21 protein-coding genes are annotated in these 18,461 nt (G+C 52.7%); 15 read left to right on the forward strand and 6 right to left on the reverse strand.

What is annotated here, in order from left to right; translation table 11 throughout:
- Positions 1–199 precede the first annotated feature (199 nt).
- From GKC03_02995 to pheA, 10 genes are read left to right on the forward strand one after another with little or no spacing between them, the layout of a single operon-like run.
- A complete protein-coding gene (locus tag GKC03_02995) occupies positions 200–1,063 on the forward strand; it encodes an ATP phosphoribosyltransferase (protein ID NYT11504.1) in 864 nt (287 codons plus the stop codon).
- Between the two features lie 27 nt (positions 1,064–1,090).
- Positions 1,091–2,128 (forward strand): histidinol-phosphate transaminase, encoded by a 1,038-nt coding sequence (gene hisC, locus GKC03_03000; GenBank protein ID NYT11505.1) that lies wholly within the window; start codon positions 1,091–1,093, stop codon positions 2,126–2,128.
- Positions 2,119–2,718 (forward strand): imidazole glycerol phosphate synthase subunit HisH, encoded by a 600-nt coding sequence (gene hisH, locus GKC03_03005; GenBank protein NYT11506.1) that lies wholly within the window; start codon positions 2,119–2,121, stop codon positions 2,716–2,718. The genes hisC and hisH overlap by 10 nt, the downstream gene beginning before the upstream one ends.
- Positions 2,715–3,425, forward strand: a complete 711-nt coding sequence (hisA, locus tag GKC03_03010; GenBank protein ID NYT11507.1) for a 1-(5-phosphoribosyl)-5-[(5-phosphoribosylamino)methylideneamino]imidazole-4-carboxamide isomerase — start codon at positions 2,715–2,717, stop codon at positions 3,423–3,425. Before hisH ends, hisA begins: the two co-directional genes overlap by 4 nt.
- The gene (locus GKC03_03015) at positions 3,422–3,970 is read left to right on the forward strand and encodes an imidazoleglycerol-phosphate dehydratase (GenBank protein ID NYT11508.1); all 549 of its coding nucleotides are present in this window, start codon (positions 3,422–3,424) and stop codon (positions 3,968–3,970) included. Before hisA ends, GKC03_03015 begins: the two co-directional genes overlap by 4 nt.
- Position 3,971: 1 nt before the next feature.
- Entirely contained in the window at positions 3,972–4,727 is a 756-nt protein-coding gene (gene hisF, locus GKC03_03020) for an imidazole glycerol phosphate synthase subunit HisF (GenBank protein NYT11509.1), read from the forward strand.
- Complete coding sequence (locus GKC03_03025) at positions 4,724–5,326, forward strand: bifunctional phosphoribosyl-AMP cyclohydrolase/phosphoribosyl-ATP diphosphatase HisIE (GenBank protein NYT11510.1); 603 nt, start codon at positions 4,724–4,726, stop codon at positions 5,324–5,326. The genes hisF and GKC03_03025 overlap by 4 nt, the downstream gene beginning before the upstream one ends.
- Complete coding sequence (locus tag GKC03_03030) at positions 5,323–5,982, forward strand: histidinol phosphate phosphatase domain-containing protein (protein ID NYT11511.1); 660 nt, start codon at positions 5,323–5,325, stop codon at positions 5,980–5,982. Before GKC03_03025 ends, GKC03_03030 begins: the two co-directional genes overlap by 4 nt.
- Positions 5,979–7,355, forward strand: a complete 1,377-nt coding sequence (locus GKC03_03035) for an aspartate kinase (GenBank protein NYT11512.1) — start codon at positions 5,979–5,981, stop codon at positions 7,353–7,355. The genes GKC03_03030 and GKC03_03035 overlap by 4 nt, the downstream gene beginning before the upstream one ends.
- On the forward strand, positions 7,348–8,190 hold the full coding sequence (gene pheA, locus GKC03_03040; GenBank protein ID NYT11513.1) for a prephenate dehydratase: 843 nt from the start codon (positions 7,348–7,350) through the stop codon (positions 8,188–8,190). Before GKC03_03035 ends, pheA begins: the two co-directional genes overlap by 8 nt.
- On the opposite strand, the gene GKC03_03045 is transcribed toward pheA, so the two are convergent.
- Together GKC03_03045 and GKC03_03050 are read right to left on the reverse strand one after the other, a co-directional pair.
- Complete coding sequence (locus GKC03_03045; protein ID NYT11514.1) at positions 8,178–9,245, reverse strand: pyridoxal phosphate-dependent aminotransferase; 1,068 nt, start codon at positions 9,243–9,245, stop codon at positions 8,178–8,180. The two genes, pheA and GKC03_03045, sit on opposite strands and share 13 nt — an antisense overlap.
- Positions 9,242–9,778, reverse strand: a complete 537-nt coding sequence (locus tag GKC03_03050; GenBank protein NYT11515.1) for a flavin reductase family protein — start codon at positions 9,776–9,778, stop codon at positions 9,242–9,244. The genes GKC03_03045 and GKC03_03050 overlap by 4 nt, the downstream gene beginning before the upstream one ends.
- A 98-nt stretch (positions 9,779–9,876) precedes the next feature.
- Between GKC03_03050 and GKC03_03055 the strand changes: the two genes are divergently transcribed.
- Positions 9,877–10,350, forward strand: coding sequence for a hypothetical protein (locus GKC03_03055; GenBank protein ID NYT11516.1), 474 nt, complete (start codon positions 9,877–9,879; stop codon positions 10,348–10,350).
- Here GKC03_03055 and GKC03_03060 read toward each other — a convergent pair.
- Positions 10,344–10,883, reverse strand: coding sequence for a flavin reductase family protein (locus tag GKC03_03060; protein NYT11517.1), 540 nt, complete (start codon positions 10,881–10,883; stop codon positions 10,344–10,346). The two genes, GKC03_03055 and GKC03_03060, sit on opposite strands and share 7 nt — an antisense overlap.
- Before the next feature lie 127 nt (positions 10,884–11,010).
- Between GKC03_03060 and GKC03_03065 the strand changes: the two genes are divergently transcribed.
- Positions 11,011–11,796 (forward strand): S-methyl-5'-thioadenosine phosphorylase, encoded by a 786-nt coding sequence (locus tag GKC03_03065; protein ID NYT11518.1) that lies wholly within the window; start codon positions 11,011–11,013, stop codon positions 11,794–11,796.
- Between the two features lies 1 nt (position 11,797).
- Here GKC03_03065 and gcvH read toward each other — a convergent pair whose 3' ends face one another.
- Complete coding sequence (gcvH, locus tag GKC03_03070; protein NYT11519.1) at positions 11,798–12,181, reverse strand: glycine cleavage system protein GcvH; 384 nt, start codon at positions 12,179–12,181, stop codon at positions 11,798–11,800.
- 106 nt (positions 12,182–12,287) lie between these two features.
- Between gcvH and hypF the strand changes: the two genes are divergently transcribed.
- The 3 genes from hypF to GKC03_03085 all read left to right on the forward strand — a co-directional run bounded on the left by hypF (position 12,288) and on the right by GKC03_03085 (position 17,030).
- Positions 12,288–14,471, forward strand: coding sequence for a carbamoyltransferase HypF (gene hypF / locus GKC03_03075; GenBank protein NYT11520.1), 2,184 nt, complete (start codon positions 12,288–12,290; stop codon positions 14,469–14,471).
- A 168-nt stretch (positions 14,472–14,639) separates the two neighbouring features.
- The gene (locus GKC03_03080; GenBank protein ID NYT11521.1) at positions 14,640–15,689 is read left to right on the forward strand and encodes a hypothetical protein; all 1,050 of its coding nucleotides are present in this window, start codon (positions 14,640–14,642) and stop codon (positions 15,687–15,689) included.
- 240 nt (positions 15,690–15,929) lie between these two features.
- Positions 15,930–17,030 carry a TIGR00303 family protein gene (locus tag GKC03_03085; protein ID NYT11522.1) on the forward strand — a complete coding sequence of 367 codons (1,101 nt, stop codon included), beginning with the start codon at positions 15,930–15,932 and terminating at the stop codon, positions 17,028–17,030.
- Here the strand turns inward: GKC03_03085 and GKC03_03090 are convergent.
- A complete protein-coding gene (locus tag GKC03_03090; GenBank protein NYT11523.1) occupies positions 17,006–17,644 on the reverse strand; it encodes an NTP transferase domain-containing protein in 639 nt (212 codons plus the stop codon). The genes GKC03_03085 and GKC03_03090 overlap by 25 nt on opposite strands.
- A complete protein-coding gene (cobS, locus tag GKC03_03095) occupies positions 17,641–18,459 on the reverse strand; it encodes an adenosylcobinamide-GDP ribazoletransferase (GenBank protein ID NYT11524.1) in 819 nt (272 codons plus the stop codon). The genes GKC03_03090 and cobS overlap by 4 nt, the downstream gene beginning before the upstream one ends.
- Between the last annotated feature and the right edge of the window lie 2 nt (positions 18,460–18,461).

Genomic DNA, 18,461 nt, shown 5'->3' on the forward strand with positions numbered 1-18,461 from the left:
TTCGAACGAATTGCCCGATCGATTCGACCGAACGACCTAGATCAGATACTGCCAAGAATAAATGTGAGAGCCATATGAATTTCCCAGCGATATGCCTGGGATCTACAGAATGTTCAGAAGAGCAGGACTCACCAGATGTTCTGTCCATACATATATAAATATATATTAGCTGTTTGGGAGCACATCCACAGGTGAGCAGATGACCATAAGAATGGCCGTGCCGAACAAGGGAAGGCTCAGCGACCGATCCATCGAGATCCTCAAGAGAGCTGGGCTGGACATCCAAAACGGTGGCGAGAGGAAGCTTTACGCACCCGTGAAGAACATGGACTTCGAGATCATGTTCCTCAGGGCTCAGGATATCGTTCGCTTCGTCCATACCGGCGCGGTTGACCTTGGCATCACCGGAAAAGATCTGGTGATGGAATCCGGCCTAGACATGGAGATCATCCAGACCCTCAACTATGGATATTGCAGGCTGTCCGTCGCCTCCCCGGAAGGATCTGGTATAGATTCTGTTGATGACGTGCCTAGCGGGACTGTGGTAGCGACCTCGTTCCCTAAGATGACGAACGAATTCTTCGAATCCAAAGGGAAGAAGGTGAAGATCACAGCGGTCTCTGGAGCGGCCGAGGTCACCCCGAGAATCGGGGTGGCGGACATCATTGTCGATCTCGTCAGTAGTGGTTCCACTCTCAAGGGTAATAGGCTCAAAGAAATCGGCACCATTCTGGAATCATGGGCAGTCGTGGTCGCAAACAAGGAGAGCCTGAAGGCCAAGGAAGAGGAGATAAGGGAACTCACAGAGGCCATCAAGAGCGTGACGGACGCCGAGGGGAAGAAATACCTGATGGCTGACGTGCCAAAAGAGGCTCTCGAGGAGATCAAATCCTTCCTTCCAGGCATAGCTGGACCGACGGTAATGAATATCATGGGTAGAGATGACTGCGTGGCCATCCATGTGGTCGTGGACAAGGACAAGGTCTACGAATCCGTCACCAGGCTCAAGAAGCTGGGGGCCTCGGGCATCCTTATAATGCCCATTGACCGCATGGTCCCCTAGGGGGTGAGAAGGTTGCCCGAGAGATGGATGAGGTCGACCCTCAAGGATATTAAGCAGTACTACAACCCCAAGTACCAGAATGTGGTCAGAATGGATACCAGCGTGAATGTGCTGGGGCCGAATCCTGTGGCCGCCAAGGTGCTTGAGGAAAGCCTCAATATGGACATCAACCAGTACCCGAAACCATACTCAGATGACCTTCGGAAGGAGCTGGCCCAGTTCTATGACGTCAGACCGGATATGGTGATAGTTGGAAACGGTTCAGATGAGGTGCTTGATGTCATCTTCAAATCATTCCTGGAGTGGGGAGAAGGGGTGGTGACTCCATATCCTTCGTACGCCCTGCATTCCTGGTTCGTCAAGGTGAACGGTGGACGGGTCGAGGAGGTAGACCTTTCACCGAATTTCCAGCTGATCACCGATGATATACTTACCGCCTCTGGGAAAGTGGCCATCCTATGCACCCCGAATAACCCTACGGCCAACACCTTCCGCCGAAAGGATGTTGAGCGAGTCGTCACCGAGTTTGACGGCCCCGTGGTGGTGGACGAAGCCTATGGGGAATTCGCCCGCGAGTCATTCATCCCATTGGTCAGTAAGTACGACAACCTAATCGTGACCAGGACCTTCTCAAAGGCGTATGGAATGGCAGGGATGAGGGTCGGATACCTGATCGCCAGCGAGGAACTTACAGACATCATGAACAGGGTGAAGATCCCCTACTCGCTCAACAGGGTCAGCGAGAGAATGGCCATCGCAGCGCTCAGGGAACGAGAGTATGTTGACCGCATCGTAGGGACTGTCAACGAGCAGAGGCCCAAACTGGCCTCATCCCTTACTATGATGGGTTTCGAAGTCTTCCCTTCGGAGACCAACTTCATGCTGGCTCGATCTCCGATCTCATCCAGCAAGCTCACGAGCGATTTAGCCGAAAGGGGAGTGCTGATAAGGGACTTCGGGTCAAAACGAATGCTGGAAGACTGCATTAGAACAACCATTGGAACTCAGGAGCTGAACGAATTACTTGTCGAGAAGATAGAGGAGGTACTTTCCCGATGCCAGTGAACATCACCATCGCCGATTACGGCGTGGGTAACCTCCACTCCATCCGAAAGGCGTTGGAGCTATGCGGTTCCAACCCCAGGGTAGAAAGGGATATGGACGCTATATTGAACGCGGAGTGCATCGTGTTTCCGGGGGTGGGCGCCTTTTCCAAGACGATGGAGAAACTGATCCCGTACCGGGACCAGATAGTAGATATGCTGAGCAATGGCACCCCCTGTCTGGGCATTTGCATCGGAGCTCAGATACTGTTCGAGGGAAGCGAAGAGGGTGACTCACCTGGACTGGGTTACTTCAAGGGCGAGGTCATACGCCTGGATGCGGAGAAGGTACCGCACATGGGCTGGAACCATGTGAGCTCGCAGGATCCTTTGTTCGATTCGATAGATTCAAGGTACTTCTACTTCGCTCACTCGTTCCACGGCAACCCTGATGAGGATGTCGTTGTTGGTAGCACCGATTACTACGTTGAATTTCCGTCAGCCTTCAGAAAAAGAAATGTCGTTGGAACCCAATTCCATCCAGAGAAGAGCAGTACCTCGGGGCTGAGGTTCCTGAGCAACTTCGTGGAGTTTGCGGGGGGTTGTCTGTGAGAATACTTCCTGCCGTCGATATGCTGAACGGCAAGGTCGTGCAGCTCGTCGGCGGTGTTCCGGGAACGGAGAAGATAGTCCTGCCAGATCCAGTGGAGATGGCCCTCAAATGGGAGTCAATGGGAGCCCCTGGACTCCATGTGGTAGATCTGGATGGAGCTCTTGGAAAGGGAAACAACATCGAATCCATTAAGGATATCATCGAGAATGTTACCATCCCTGTCCAGGTTGGCGGAGGAATACGCAGCGACCGGCTGGTCGATGACCTGTTGGAGGTTGGTGCCCGCGCGATCGTGGTGGGAACCAAGGCAATAAAGGACCCTATTTGGCTGGCCAGGAACTCCGACGAACACCCCGGAAGGATAATACTCGCCTTGGATGTGAAGAGGGGAATGATCCAGGTCCGGGGATGGCAGGAGGACTCGGGCATCACTCTGGAGGAGATGTTCCAGAGGATCGAGGATCTCCCGTTGTCGGGGGTACTGCACACCAATGTGGATGTCGAGGGAAGGGCAGAAGGGATAGCCTCCCAGGAGACTGCGGATTTCATCCGAAGGTGTCCCTTCCAAGTGATCGCCTCTGGCGGCATCTCCAGCATGGAGGATCTGTCGACTTTGGAGGAAATGGGCGCAGAGGCCGTGGTAATCGGGATAGCCCTCTACACGGGAAAGCTGGACCCAGAACAACTGTGGGGTGAAAGACCATGAGGAAGTCTGAGATGAGCAGAAGGACCCGGGAGACCAACATTGATATCTCCCTCGTCCTGGACGGCAAGGGAGAAACGGATATCGAGTGTGAGGACCAGTTCCTCAGACACATGCTAGAGACGCTGGCCAAATACGCGTCCTTTGACCTGAGCGTCAGCGCGGTTGGGGACAACGATCACCACTTGATCGAGGACGTGGCCATCGTCCTGGGAAAGACTCTCAGGGATGCTATGGGTGACACGCCCATCCAGAGGATCTCACACGCCATGGTTCCCATGGATGACGCCCTGGTCACAGTGGCAGTGGACCTTATCGATCGCCCCTACGTTGACGTGGAGTGTCCCGATGCTTTGTATATCCACTTCTTCAGGAGCTTCGCGATGTCCTCGAGCATCACTATTCACACCATCCACGAGAGGGGTTTCGACGAACATCACGTCGTGGAGGCCACATTCAAGGCTCTAGGCTTGGCCCTTAAAGAAGCCCTGGCTCCAAGGGATGAGTTACTCAGCACTAAGGATGCCCCAGAAGTCAGGAGAAATTAATATGCTAACCAAAAGGATAATCCCTTGCCTGGATGTGAAGGATGGCAAGGTGGTCAAGGGGATCAAGTTCAAGAACCTCAAGGGAGTGGGCGATCCTGCTGAAAGGGCTGTTGAGTACGAGAAACAGGGAGCGGACGAGATCGTTTTCCTGGACATCTCTGCCTCCCTGGAGAAGAGGGGGACCATGCTCAAGGTCGTCGAGAGGACCGCTGAGAAGCTTTTCGTACCCCTTGCTGTGGGAGGCGGTATCCGAAGTAAAGAGGATATGAGGGATGCTTTGAACGCGGGAGCCGACAAGGTTTCCATAAACTCATTCGCGGTCGCGGAGCCAGAGGTCATTCCCCTCTGCGCTGAGGACTTCGGCAGCCAGTGTGTGGTAATCGCCATAGATGGCAAGAGAGAGGGAGACTCCTGGAAGGTTTGGACACATGGAGGCACCCGACGCACTGAAATAGATGCCGTTGAATGGGCCGGCCGTGTGGAAGACCTGGGAGCAGGGGAGATCCTGCTGACATCAATGGATGCCGACGGAACCCAGAACGGATACGACATCGATCTCACGGCGGCGGTCGCGGACGAGGTCAACATACCCGTCATCGCCTCCGGTGGCTGCGGGAGCATCGAACACATCTACGAGGTGTTCGCCAGGACCCGGGCGGACGCCGCCCTGGCGGCTTCTATATTCCACTACGACACCCACACTGTAGGTGAGGTCAAGGAGTATCTCAAGGATAGAGGGGTGAGGGTTAGGCCATGACCATGCTGGAATTCGATGAGAAGGGTCTCATACCAGTTATCGTCCAGGATATGCACACCAACGAGGTCCTTATGCATGCATACACCAACCAGGAGGCTTTTGACCTCATGCTGGAGACCGGGAAGACTCACTTCTGGTCGCGCTCAAGAGAGGAGCTGTGGATGAAGGGTGAGACCTCTGGTAATGTCCAGGATATAGCCTCCATTCAGACGGACTGCGACCAGGATACCCTTCTGGTGAGGGTCGATCAAACGGGACACGCGTGTCACACCGGACGCCATTCCTGTTTCGCCGAGATCCTATATGGGGATATCAAGGACACCGCTGCAATAGTCCCTGAGTTGATGAGGGTCATAAAGGACAGGAAGGAGAATCCAGTCGAGGGCAGCTACACATGCAAGCTGTTCAAGGACGAGGATAAGATGCTGAAGAAGGTCATAGAGGAGGCAGGTGAGCTGGCCATCGCCGCCAAGGGTGATAATCCAGAGGAGATAGCCTGGGAGACCGCTGACCTCATATACCACCTGCTTGTGCTTCTTGAGGGCAAGGACGTTCCCCTGGAGAAAGTATTCGAGAAGTTATCGGAGAGAAGAAAATGAGAATCGACCTTCATACACACACCCTGCTCAGCGATGGAGACCTGCTTCCAATAGAACTGGCCAGGAGGGCTGATGTAAAGGGCATTAAGGGAATAGCGTTCACCGACCATGTCTCACTCTCGACCATCGACAGGGTGATCGAGGAGACGGCCAAGGACTGCCAACTGGCTGAATCATGGGATATAGAGACCGTTCTTGGAGTGGAGATAACCCATGTCCCGGCGAACAGGATCGATGACCTGGTTTCCAGAGCCCGAAGATTGGGGGCGGAACTTGTGGTGGTCCACGGGGAATCATTGGCAGAGCCCACTGAACCAGGGACCAACCTGATGGCTGTGAAGAACCCCGAGGTCGATATCCTTGCACATCCTGGTCTCATCACAATTGAGGAAGCACAGCTTGCCAAGGACAACAGTATTACCCTTGAGATCTCCTCCAGGAGAGGACACTGCCTGACCAATGGGCATGTTGCGCTTCGGGCGCTCGAGGTAGGAGCCGGAATGGTCGTGAATACCGACGCCCATAGCTACTCCGACCTCATAACCCAGGAGAGGGCAGAGCTAGTAGCCAAAGGTGCAGGACTATCCGAGAATGAAGTGAAGCGGGCGGTCATAGACAATCCACAAGAGATACTGCGGAGGATCCGGGGCCGATGAAGATAATGAAGTTCGGTGGGTCATCCTTGAAGGACGCCGAGGCCATGCTCAGGGTCGGCGAGATCGTCACCTCGGATCCAGAGCCAAAGGTAGTGGTGGTAAGCGCTGTCCAATCAGTGACGGACATGCTCATCAACTTCGTCTCGGAGATGCGTTCGGAGCAGGATATCCAGGAATTCCTTCGACAATTGAAGGATAAGCACGTCTCCCTTCTCCGTGATATTTCCACCAGCATGGGGACCAAACAGGAGACCATCTCCCTGTTGATGGAGAAGCTGGTCAAGCTGGAGAGGGTCCTCTACGGGATCTGCTACTTAGAGGAGCTCACCCCCAGGACCATGGACTTGGTCCAGAGCTTCGGGGAGAGGCTCTCCGTGATACTTGTTTCCGCGATGCTCCAGGACATGGGTGTTAACGCGGTTCCTATCATGGCAGATGAAATAGGAATCATTTCAGACGGCCACTATGGCTCCGCTAGTGCGAACCTGACGGCCACCCGGGAAAATGTGGGTAGAAAGATCAGGGCAATGATAGAGAAGAATGAGGTTCCTGTGGTCACCGGTTTCTTCGGAGTGACCGAGGACGGGCACGTCACGGTGTTCGGGAGAAACGGGACTGACTATAGCGCCAGCGTAATCGGGTACGCCATCGAGGCGGACGATGTGGAGATCTGGAAGGATGTTGACGGCTTCATGAGCGTTGACCCAAGGGTTATACCAGAGGCCGTTCCGATAGCGGAGCTGTCCTATGAGGAGGCCGCCGAGTTATCATATTTCGGAGCGAGGGTCCTTCACCCTCGTACTGTAGAACCTGCGAGAGAGGCGGGAATTAAGATCAGGCTGATGAACGTGTTCGCACCAGGAGGCGGAGGTACAGTCATCCATGGCAGAGCAGAGTACATCCCGAACACCATAAAGAGCATCTCGTGCATGGAGGACATGGTAATCATCAAGGCGTACGGCGTGGGAATAGGGGCGAGGTACGGGGTCATGGCCGAGCTATCCGGAGTCCTCCGCGACCTAAGGGTCAACATATACTCCGCCGCCACATCTCAGACCTGCGTTTCCCTTCTTATTGATAGCAATGATATTGAAAGAGTGAGAGGTTTCCTTTCAACACTGACCCGAGGAGTGCTTGATCGGTTCGAGATAATCGAGGATATGGCACTGGTGTGCGTGGTAGGAGAGGGTATTGGATACAGTCAAGGAGTGGCAGCCAGGGTATGCAATTCTGTGGCCGAGAAGGGTGTAAACATTAGCATGATCTCAGCCGGTGCATCCATGGTAGCCTACTGCTTTATCGTGAAGAAGAAAGATATTGATGAGGCGACTCTAGCAATCCATTCCGAATTCTTCGGTGATGATCATGAGTGAAAAGGTGACCGTGGCATTCCAGGGCGTTCCAGGCGCCTTCAGTGAGGATGCCGCCTACCGATACTTCGGCAATGGGGTCGAACCAGTCCCATGCGCTGAGTTCAACGAGGTCTTCAACCGGGTTGCCCGAGGCGAGGTCGATTTCGGAATTGTCCCGGTGGAGAACACCTTGGAAGGAAGCGTGAGTCAGGTGAATGCTCTGCTTCTTGACAATGACCTCACCGTGGTGGGAGAGGAGATCATCCAGGTTGTCCACTGCCTCATCGGACACCCGGGTACATCACAGGGGGATATCAGGAAAGTATACAGCCACCCGCAGGCGCTGGCCCAGTGTCGCAACTTCTTAGAGAAACATCCCAATTGGGAGAAGATACCAGCATATGATACCGCCGGGGCTGTTAAGCAGCTCAAGGAACGGGGACAGAAGGATGAAGTTGCGGTGGCTAGCAGCAGAGCTGCCTCCGCATATGATATGGAGGTTCTCAGGGAGGGGATCCAGGACAGCGATCGCAACTACACTAGATTCTTTGTTCTGGAGAAAAGGGCCTCGTTCCTGGAGGAAGGGGGCAAGACCTCGCTCATTTTCGCCACAAAAGATCTTCCTGGAGCCCTTCACCATTGCCTTGGTGCTTTCGCGGAGCGCGGCGTGAACATGACCAAACTGGAGTCCCGACCCCGGAGGGATCGTTTCTGGGAATACGTCTTCTTCGTTGACATCGATGGACATGCTGATGACGAGACGATCAGCAAGGCGCTGGCAGATCTGGTAAGAAGGGCTGCGTTCGTCAAGGTGCTCGGCTCCTACAAGGGTGCTGAACGCCCCTATGAGAAGTGATTCAGAGCCAATGATATGTTTCGTAATCCCCTGGCAAACTCCTCTGGAGGACAGGAGAAAGTTACCCTTATCTGGCCTTCAACTCCAAAGTATCTTCCAGGGCACACCGCGGTATCAAGATCCCTTAACAGGAACTCGCTGAACTCGATGTCATCGACCCCTTTCGGCAGGGGAAGGAGAAACATGAACCCCCCTTCGGGCATCATGAAGGTTACGCGCGTCTCAATCCTTGCCCAATCACTAAGGACTTCCAGATTCTCTTGGGCTATTGAAAGCATTCTGTCCCTGAACCACTGTCTCCTCTCCAAAGCCTGGATCGTGACGGCCAGTGAGTAGGCTGGCAGGTGAGATAAGATGGCCAGCCTGCACAGCTCAACTTCCCTAGCCACATCCTCCGGGCCTATGACCCAACCCACACGCAGGTCACCTAATCCATAGAGCTTGGTCATACCGTTGGTTACTATCGCATTCTCTCCAAGCTCGAATGCACCCCTGGGTGGCTGGGAGTAACACATTTCCCGGTAAATCTCATCACAGAGCACCATCGCTCCTTTATCCTCTGCGACGTTCAGGATGGCTTTCAATTCCTCATCATCGAGGGCAGCGCCGCTAGGATTGTGGAGGTTTGTAATCATCACCATTCTCGACCCGCTGGTGAGAACATCGTTAAGCTGATCCATGGTAGGCCGGTACTGGTTCTCCAGCGTCCGAGGCAGGTTTCGTATACGGCATACCTGCTGCGCTACTTTCAGCATCGGTTCGTATATGGGGTGCTCTGCCGCTATCATGTCATCCTCGTTCAGCTGGGTCATGAGCACCAGCGAATTGGCGTTTTGAGCACCGAAGGTGAGGGCTATCCTTTCGGTTCCCACACCGTAAAGGCGGGAGAGCAACTCTACTAGCTCCTCCTCTAATTCCACCAGGTCCGATCCTTCCTCGAATTCTGGGTGGAAATCATCATATGGTGCGGGAGCCCCGCTCACATCCAGGTTGGTACCCACCCCTCTCCACTTGTGGAACCATTCCTCGAGTCCAAGAGGTTCGAACCTCATCATCTCCTCCGGATGATGTCCCCCACCGTCCTGAAGTCGCCGCCCCAGTACATGAGCAGCCTCTCCCGGTCATAATCAGCGTCTACCCAAGCGTGAACAACTTCCCCAAAGAACCAGGTATGGTCCCCAATGTCCACGACATCGGTTTTTCTGCACTCGAAGTTGACAGGACACTCCAGGATTATGGGCGAGGTCACTTCTACCCCTTCTTGTATGGACAATCCGGATTCTAGGAACTTGTCTGTGTTCCTGCCCGAACTTACCCCGCAGAAAATCGCCTCCTCAACCAGGTCCTTCGTGGGTACATTGACCGTAAAGTCTGGTGAACAATGGAACAGTTCGTGGCTGTACCTTGAAGGCGAAATACCTACACCTATGATGGTGGGTCGGAACGAGAAGACATGCATAAGACCGAGGGTGATGACATTCTTGTCCTCTCCCCCAACGGCTGCTAGTACCACCGGAAATGAAGGGAACTTCTTGATGCCTTCAACTGGATTGACCTCGTTTTTCTGTCCCATGAAATCCCAATTCATGATAAATTGAACCATTCAAAATTCTTTCTGTTCTAACATCTGTAAGAAACGAATAATTTGCTATTTCGCTGAATTGCTACGAAATATGTTCTAGAGTAATGGACTTCGATGTTTTTCAGGTGTTCAATCGAGAAACGGACTCGATTTCGAATGGATACATTTATCTCACATGGACTGAGATTGACAGATGTTTGGTGGATCCAATGGGGGTCATTGAGGAGAGAGCAAAGAACCTTAAGCCAGGTGAGGAAATATTCATCTATAAAGGTGAGATCGAAGAACCCCTAATCGGCTGGAACAAAGCCATTATTGCCATCCCTCACGAGGGAAGCAAGGCTTCATACCGAAAGGGGAGGTTGCACATGCATGATATGGGGGATTACTACGCCGTACATGTGGACCGAATAGACCCAAAGGAAGATCCGGTTGGACATCTCAAGGACGATGCTCCGGAAACCCTGGCTATGGGTGTTGTTGGTTCTGTGACGGCATACCCACTTCTCCTTTACAGCACTAAGAAAAAGGAGAAGGCGAAGAAAAAGGAAAGTGCGAAAAGGACGAGCGATCAGTAATTGATAGTGCTCTCGATGACCTCTCCAAGTGACCAGTACTCGCCTCCCCAGTAGAGTATCGTGTCCTTCTTATCATACTTGGTTACGATATCCGCGTGCACTACTTCGGCCAGGAACCACTCGTGATCCCCGATCCTCATCTTTTCCTTCTTCTTACACTCGATGTTTATCAAGCATTCTCTTATCTTAGGGGACTTAGTCCTCTTCCCAGGAACAGGTGTAAGACCGGTCTCATCGAACTTCGCGATATCCTTACCTGACTTCTCGCCGCAGATCTTCACTGCTTCTATCAGCTCCTTGCCAGGGACGTTCAACGTGAAGTCCGGCGTCTCCATGATAAGCTTGTAGCTGTGCCTTCCGGTCTTGATCCCAATTCCAACTGTGAGCGGCAGGAAGGAGAACACGCCGAACATGCCAATGGAGATGATGTTAGGGCTCTCCTCCCCCACGGCCAGCAAGAATACCTGTGATGGCGGTAGCGACATTATCGCGTCGGACCACCCGATGTCCACCTTCTCATATCGATCTTCCATTCGAAACCCTGGGAATAAAGTGGAGCTCGGTCTAGAAAAATGCTTTCCCGAAACACCTGTTATTGCGGTGGACAATGATTGCGACAAACATTTAAGTGGCTCCCGGTCTACCAGGGCCGGTGAGAGGATGAACGTGAAGATAGGCATCATAGGTGGATCGGGTGTCTACGACCCGGAGGTTTTCGAGGTCAAGGAGGAGGTGACGATGTCCACGCCTTATGGAGAAACCTCGGACAAGATCATACTGGGAGAACTGGAGGGGGTTGGTGTGGCATTCATCCCCAGACATGGCAAGGGGCATAGGATCCCTCCCCATATGGTGAACTCGAGGGCAAACATATGGGCACTGAAGGAGCTGGGAGTTGATAGGGTCATATCACCTTGTGCCGTTGGTTCCGAGAATGAGGAATACAAACCAGGAGATCTGGTCATCGTAGACCAGTTCATCGATTTCACCAAGAAGAGGAATTACACCTTCTATGACGGCCCCAAGACGATTCACGTTGGAATGGCCGACCCATTCTGTCCCGAACTGAGGGAGATATTCATACGGGAGGCCGAATCCATGGGCTTGCAGTACCATTCAACTGGAACTTACATCTGTATTGAAGGGCCCAGATTCTCCACCAGGGCAGAGAGTATAATGTTCAAGAATTTCGCCGACATCATTGGTATGACCCTCGTACCGGAATGCCAGCTTGCAAGAGAGCTTGAGATGTGCTACGTGAGCCTCGCAATGATCACCGATTATGATACTTGGGCAGATCATCCCGTAGATACTGCCACGGTACTTTCCACTATGGCTGATAACCTGGATAAGATCCGAGAGATTTTAAAGAGAACCTTGCCCTCGATACCGGAGAAAAGGGCGAAATGCGAGTGCCCCCACACCTTGGACCTAGCTGGTGCCTGATTCACACCCCTATGAAATCGGCGTAGTCCTCCGCGTCCATCAGTTCGTCTAACTCATCCTCGTACTCTATCCTGATGATCGCGAACCAACCCTTGTCGTAGGGACTCTCATTGATGAACTGGGGGGAGTCTTCCAGCTCTGAGTTGACCTCGATGACCACTCCTGATACCGGCGTGTATACATCTGCCACCGTCTTCACACTCTCAATTGCGCCAATGGTTTCTCCCTTCTTGACCTTCCGTCCCACTTCAGGAACCTCGGCATAAAGAATATCGTTCATCTCCTTCTGGGCGTGGTCGGTGATGCCTACCTTTCCGATATCCCCTTCCACCTTGATCCACTCATGTTCTTCGCTGTAAAGAAGACCATCTCTGACCTCGCTCATAGTAATCCAGCTCCTTCAGGCATATCAATTAGGATTTCCTTAAACGTTGTGCAGACTCGGGTTCCTGCAGAAGATTTTTATATCTATCAGCTGGTCAAATGCCCCGATGAAACTCGTGATCCACGGAATTGTCCAAGGGGTCGGGTTCCGGCCGACCGTTTACAGGATCGCGAGATCTCTCAATCTCAAGGGATATGTCCAGAACAATGGATCCAACGTGGTTGTGGAGATCGATGGCGATGGGGAGGCATTCTTGAGGGAATTGAAAGAAAGCCTTCCCCCCCTGGCACGAATAGACCGGATAGAATGCCAGGAGAGCGATACCACGGCCCTTGATGGAATAGACGGGTTCATCATCGTTCCCAGCAAGGAAGGGCAGAAAGGCATCGGTATCCCTAACGACGTCGCCTTATGTGATTCATGCAGGAGGGAACTCTTCGATCCCTCCAATAGACGATACCTTTACCCATTCACAAATTGCACTGATTGCGGGGCTCGTTTCACGGTCATAGAGAATCTCCCCTACGACAGAGGCAAGACCTCGATGCAGGAATTCCCCATGTGCGAGACCTGTCGTGATGAATACTCTGATCCATCTAACAGGAGGTTCCATCACCAGACGATCTCCTGCCCCCAGTGCGGACCTGGATACCAGCTCCTGGACAGGAACGGCAATGAAATTGGAACAGACCCTATCGCAGAATTTGCCGCTCGCATCGATGGTGGTGAGATCGGCGTGGCAAAATCATGGGGCGGAATGCACATCTGCTGCTCGATGGAAACCATCCCTAGATTGAGGGAATGGTACGGGAGGAAACAGAAGCCATTTGCTATCATGGTCAGGAACCTTAAAGCCCTTGAGGCCTACGGTTCTCCAACTGAGCACGAGATCCATCTTTTGACCTCGCCCCATAGACCAGTCACCCTGATCGCCAAGAATCGATCCGAGGGAATGGAATGGACCTCCCCCGGACTGAACAACATAGGGGCGTTCCTTCCATACACCGCCATGCACGAGATCCTTTTTCACCATCTGGAGGCTGATGCTGTGGTAATGACCTCGGCAAACGTTCCCGGGGAGCCGATGTTGCTGGACGATCGGGAAGTGCTTTCACTAGGGGCCGATTCATACCTGCTCCACAACAGAAGAATTGTCAACCGCTGCGACGACTCAGTGGTGAGGTCTTTTGACGAGAACACGCATTTCATCCGAAGATCCAGGGGACACATACCGTCGAACATTGGGTCGCCATTCAAGGGCAGGGCCATTGGAATCGGAGCCCAGGAGAACCTGACAGCAGCCATAGCAATGGATGGAAGAATATACCCTACCCAGTATGTGGGCGATGGAGATTCCATCGGTGTGATAGAATTTCTGGAACAGGCGGTGAGGTATCAGACCAAATTGCTGGGTTTGGATTCGTTGGATGTGTTGGCCATGGATCTCCATCCCGGTTATTCCAACCGCAGAATGGGAAGGATCATGAGCGAGGAGTACGGAGCAGAGATCATCAAGGTCCAGCATCACTGGGCACATGCCGCGTCCCTCATGATCGACTCGGCCGAGAATGAGTTGATTGCCCTGACCTTGGATGGAACCGGTTACGGCGAGGACGGAAAGGCATGGGGGGGCGAGGTTCTCCAAACCACCTTCCAGGAATTTGAAAGGGTGGGGCATCTGGAGGAGATTCCGCTCATTGGAGGAGAGAAAGCGGTTCGGGACGTGGGTAGACTCGTCTTCGCGTTCAGTGAATTGAACGGAAGAAACTGCGACCTCTTCGAGGAGGAAGAGGCCGCTATCTTCAGGAAGATGATGACGAGCAGTCTCAGGACGAGCAGTTTTGGAAGGATCCTCGATACGCTATCGTGTTACCTGGGAGTCTGCAGATATCGCTCCTACGATGGCGAGCCGGCCATGAAGCTGGAAGCTCTTCTTGAGAACGGTAGGAAGATACACGATTTCGAGGTGGACGTCTCGAACGGGGTGGTAAGAACCGTTCCTATGTTCGATCAGCTATTCGAGATGGAAGGACGCAGGGAAGATTTAGCGATCAGCTTCGTTCACGACCTTCTCACGGGCCTGCTCGAGGTCGCCTTTGAAGCTGCGGAATCTTCAGAAACAAGGAACATTGGCCTGACTGGCGGAGTGGCATATAACGGAACGATCTCTGGTATCGTGAGGGACAAGGTACGGAAAGAGGGGATGAACTTCATCGGCCATGACAGAGTTCCCAATGGTGATGGGGGCATATCCATAGGCCAGGTGGCTATAGCTCTATCCAAAATTTAGAATTCTAACCGCCATTCTCCTTACATTTCATCAATGAGGTTGACTTTTTTCTGGATATTCGAAGAAAACATCAGAATTTGGATGGGATGTTGGCTAGAATTCTAACTTTTCCTGAAGAATAATGGCAAGTATTGAATATCAAGACATTCAATCTCGAAACCGGTTTAGATGCATAGGATCATCATACTGCTGGATGGGGCCACCGACGACAGAATACCCAGCTTGGGAAACTTGACTCCGTTGCAAGCCGCGGAGATGCCTTTCATCAACAGTATCACCACCGCGGGGAGGTTCGGCTGTACCGATGCCTGCGGATACACACATCTTTTCCTCCTAGAACTTCTAAGCAGGCGGAAGGAGGATGTCCCAAGAGGGTTGATCGAGACCCTTGGATTCAATCTAACTGTTCCTCCAGGACGCATTGGTTATAGGCTCAGCCCAGCTACCATCAAGAACGGCTGGATGGAATGGGGTTACATCATCTCGGAGGAGGAGGTCGAGGTTCTCAAGGCCTCTTTCGAAAGAAATCTTCCACTCATAGACCATCTGAAGCCCGAGATACGATACTACGGCGAGGGGAAGGGAGTCATGACCATTGAGAGTGATGATGTACTGGACCTTCCATCTCCACCGGTAAACGCCGAACTCGATTTGGATAGACTAGGGCCTCTCCGGGAACTGGTTGAAGCAGTGAGGGATGAGACCGGAGGATGGGTTATCCTGCCCTGGCAAGGGGGCAGAGGAGACATGGTGGAGAAATACAAGGATGTCAGGAAGAAGCTCAGCGGCATCTCCTTCCTTTCCAACAGTCCTTCGGCTCTTGGCGTGGGAGCATTTCTAGGAATGGATAAGATTTGGATCGATGACCTCGAAGAAAGGATCGAGAAGGCGTCCCATGTGGTCAACGAATCTGATGTCCTCCTTCACATAGAAGAGATCGATGACATGAGTCACAAGAGGGATCCACAGAAGAAGCTGGAGTTCCTAGAAGAGGTTGATATTTTGCTCAGGAGACACTTCCAAGGGAAGAGCGAAGTCAGGCTTTCACTCATAGTCGATCATGGTGCATCTTCACTTACCGGAGAACATGACGAGAATCCAGTTCCTTTCGCCGTTTCCGAGGACCTTTCTGGAGAATCTGCGGGAAGGAGTTTCCAGGAGACAAGTCAGGGATATGTTCCTTTACCAGAACTTCTAGATTTATTGATGGGCTGGTAAGACCTTATACTGCAGACATCGATGTGCGTATATCGCTTTAATTGAACCCAGCCGAACCAAGAATCACTGACCATTCTGATTCCATTGATGTGGGGGAATTCAAGAATCGCGATTCATCAATGCTGAAGACAACCTGATTGTTCAAGACAGTGCAATCATCGATAGATTAATATGGACTCTCGGGATGGGATTGTGAAATTGCCTTTGAACTTCAAGACGGCTTTCTATGGAGGTATTGGAATGAGCACCCTCGACGATATCATGATGTGTGGAGATCGGGTCAAAGCGGAAGAATTTGTAAAGAAGGTGATGGGCAAGAAGCCCGCCTTTGTTTGTGTCATCGGCAACACCGAGACCGCTAAGATACCGGGAATATCCGCAGCTGGTGCCAATCCAGAGATCACGGATTACACCCCTGCAGCAGACATGGAGCTCCTACACTACGGCAGGTGCAAGGTCATCGATGGGGTGCCAGTCACTCCAGATGGCATTCCTACTCCTGCTATCATTACCATGTCCGCTCTAGAGCTGGCGGACATGCCCATCTTCGTTGTAAACGGAGGATGCAGGATACTTCCATTTACACCTTACTTCGAGGTCGGAGGAAGACCCGGAGGAGATATCCGGACTGGTAAAGCCGTGGAGAATCCCAAGGAGGTGTTCGAGGAGTCCTTCCTTCTTGGCAAGAACCTGGCAAAGACCGTGGATTACCTCGTGGTGGGGGAGAGCACCCCTGGCGGGACGACCACCGCTCTGGGAGTACTTCTGGCCCTCGGATACGATGCAGAGGGGAAAGAGAGCAGCAGCTTCCCGCAGAACCCTCACGACCTCAAGATCAAAGTGGTACGGGAGGGATTGACCTCCGCGGAGGCGGATGGCGAGAGCATTGACGGTGTCATGGACGCAGTGGCGATAGTCGGTGACCCTATGATGCCAGCCGCGGCTGGCGTCGTGGCGGGAGCCGCGATGACCATTCCAGTCATCATGGCGGGGGGAACTCAGATGGCAGCCGTGCTCGCGGTGATAAATGGTATGGAACCTGAGGCGCTGAAGAATATCGCTCTTGGAACGACGCGCTGGATCGTCGAGGACAAGCAGTCAGACATGATCTCGCTGGTCGCTCAATCCGCAGAAGTCCCGGTTCTGGCCGTGAACCTTGACTTCTCTGAATCAAAGTATGACGGACTCAGGATATACGAGACCGGATTGGTCAAGGAGGGTGCCGGTGCTGGAGGGGTTTCTGTGGCAGCTATACTAAGCTCCAATGGATCCATCACCTCCAGGTCACTCCTGGAGAAGATAGATGAGAACTACGCTCATATTCTGGGTTTGGAGGATTGAGACCTCTTCTCAAGTATTCTCTCGGCCATCCTGAGTTCCTGGATCGAATTCACGTTAAGGGCGAAATCCATTTTCTGGGAGATGAAATATCCCTCCTCCAGGTACTCCCCTGAGAGCATGACGCCCCTGTCAACCACCGAGACCCCACACATGACAACAGGATTTCCGTTCACCTCCATCTCGAAGGTCACCTCCAGACCGATTGACAGAATGCAGTGAGATGGTATCGCAACTGCCAGGGACTGGAATCCAGCCCTCGGATACTCGGATACAACCTGATCCACCGAATTACTAGTGATCAGCGGAAGGTCGGCAGGACATACCACAACAGCACGGGATGAGGGGATCTTCATCGAGGCCCTGAGGTCCTTGACGTAGTCCTTTCCTGAAGTATGTATGGTGGTGTAACCGAGATGTTCCACATAATCTTTGGTTACGGGGGTGCTGTCACTGACCGAGACGAAGATATCTCGGACACCTTTCGCCTCATTGAGGGCATCGAGCACCCTTTCGATTATGGGCTTCTCCAGGACCTTGATCATAGGCTTCTCCATGCCAAGCTCCTTGATCCGGGTACCCTTTCCCCCCGCGGTGACGATGGCATCGACGGTCATAGAATCATCACCAGGAGAGTGATCGTCATAAGAACTACTGGTCTAGTTATCTCATTGGTTGCTCCGATCACGTCCCCGTTGACACATCCAAAACTGCGAAGAGCGATCCTCGCCATCACCAACCCGACCAGGACGGACACCAACGCGATCACAAAGGACAGTAGTGTGATCCAGATATACGGAGGAAGGGATATCAGAGTTGAATTCAGGAGATCGAAGGCCCCCTCTGACCCTGCCACCAGTAAGTACCAGGTGACTGCTGAAAGTGCCCAAGATAGCACAAATGAAGGGATTATGGCCCTCCTAGAAGTGTTGGAGACGAATGTGCTTCCAAGACCTGGCCTGGGCTTTCCCACTGAGGTGCAGACCAGCATGGCATTGCGTGAGAGTACCTCTGCTACAAAGGGTGCAATTATCAGGATTTGAGCTGGATGATGAGAGGGAAGTGAAGCCAGGGCGGCAATCGAAAGCAGTGTGAAGAAAAGGGCGAAGGCGACCCCGCCTGCCCCGATCGAGCTGTCCTTCATCGCTCCCAGCTTCTTCCCCTGATCGCCGTGGGCGATTAATCCATCTCCCAGGTCCATAAGGCCGTCGAAATGCAGAAACCTGTTTAGGGCCTGCAGAATGAAGACCACCAGGACAGCTGATAGGAATAGGGAGAATACCTCTGAAGAAACGAATAAGGCCAAAGAGGCGATAATACCGAAAAATGCCCCGATGATAGGCAGAAGCCAGAATCTTCTGGAGAGGTCCTCAAAATCTGTCATGCTGGAGTTCACCGGGACAACGGTGAAGAGCGAGAACAAGGCCTTCACTG

Source organism: Methanomassiliicoccales archaeon (assembly GCA_013415695.1).
Taxonomy (GTDB): domain Archaea; phylum Thermoplasmatota; class Thermoplasmata; order Methanomassiliicoccales; family JAAEEP01; genus JAAEEP01.

Coding starts and splice junctions, on each gene's coding strand:
- GKC03_02995 (NYT11504.1), top strand. CDS start 200: ATGACCATAAGAATGGCCGTGCCGAACAAGGGAAGGCTCAGCGACCGA.
- hisC (NYT11505.1), top strand. CDS start 1,091: ATGAGGTCGACCCTCAAGGATATTAAGCAGTACTACAACCCCAAGTAC.
- hisH (NYT11506.1), top strand. CDS start 2,119: ATGCCAGTGAACATCACCATCGCCGATTACGGCGTGGGTAACCTCCAC.
- GKC03_03015 (NYT11508.1), top strand. CDS start 3,422: ATGAGGAAGTCTGAGATGAGCAGAAGGACCCGGGAGACCAACATTGAT.
- hisF (NYT11509.1), top strand. CDS start 3,972: ATGCTAACCAAAAGGATAATCCCTTGCCTGGATGTGAAGGATGGCAAG.
- GKC03_03025 (NYT11510.1), top strand. CDS start 4,724: ATGACCATGCTGGAATTCGATGAGAAGGGTCTCATACCAGTTATCGTC.
- GKC03_03030 (NYT11511.1), top strand. CDS start 5,323: ATGAGAATCGACCTTCATACACACACCCTGCTCAGCGATGGAGACCTG.
- GKC03_03035 (NYT11512.1), top strand. CDS start 5,979: ATGAAGATAATGAAGTTCGGTGGGTCATCCTTGAAGGACGCCGAGGCC.
- pheA (NYT11513.1), top strand. CDS start 7,348: ATGAGTGAAAAGGTGACCGTGGCATTCCAGGGCGTTCCAGGCGCCTTC.
- GKC03_03045 (NYT11514.1), bottom strand. CDS start 9,245: ATGATGAGGTTCGAACCTCTTGGACTCGAGGAATGGTTCCACAAGTGG.
- GKC03_03050 (NYT11515.1), bottom strand. CDS start 9,778: ATGAATTGGGATTTCATGGGACAGAAAAACGAGGTCAATCCAGTTGAA.
- GKC03_03055 (NYT11516.1), top strand. CDS start 9,877: ATGGACTTCGATGTTTTTCAGGTGTTCAATCGAGAAACGGACTCGATT.
- GKC03_03060 (NYT11517.1), bottom strand. CDS start 10,883: ATGGAAGATCGATATGAGAAGGTGGACATCGGGTGGTCCGACGCGATA.
- GKC03_03065 (NYT11518.1), top strand. CDS start 11,011: ATGAACGTGAAGATAGGCATCATAGGTGGATCGGGTGTCTACGACCCG.
- gcvH (NYT11519.1), bottom strand. CDS start 12,181: ATGAGCGAGGTCAGAGATGGTCTTCTTTACAGCGAAGAACATGAGTGG.
- hypF (NYT11520.1), top strand. CDS start 12,288: ATGAAACTCGTGATCCACGGAATTGTCCAAGGGGTCGGGTTCCGGCCG.
- GKC03_03080 (NYT11521.1), top strand. CDS start 14,640: ATGCATAGGATCATCATACTGCTGGATGGGGCCACCGACGACAGAATA.
- GKC03_03085 (NYT11522.1), top strand. CDS start 15,930: ATGAGCACCCTCGACGATATCATGATGTGTGGAGATCGGGTCAAAGCG.
- GKC03_03090 (NYT11523.1), bottom strand. CDS start 17,644: ATGACCGTCGATGCCATCGTCACCGCGGGGGGAAAGGGTACCCGGATC.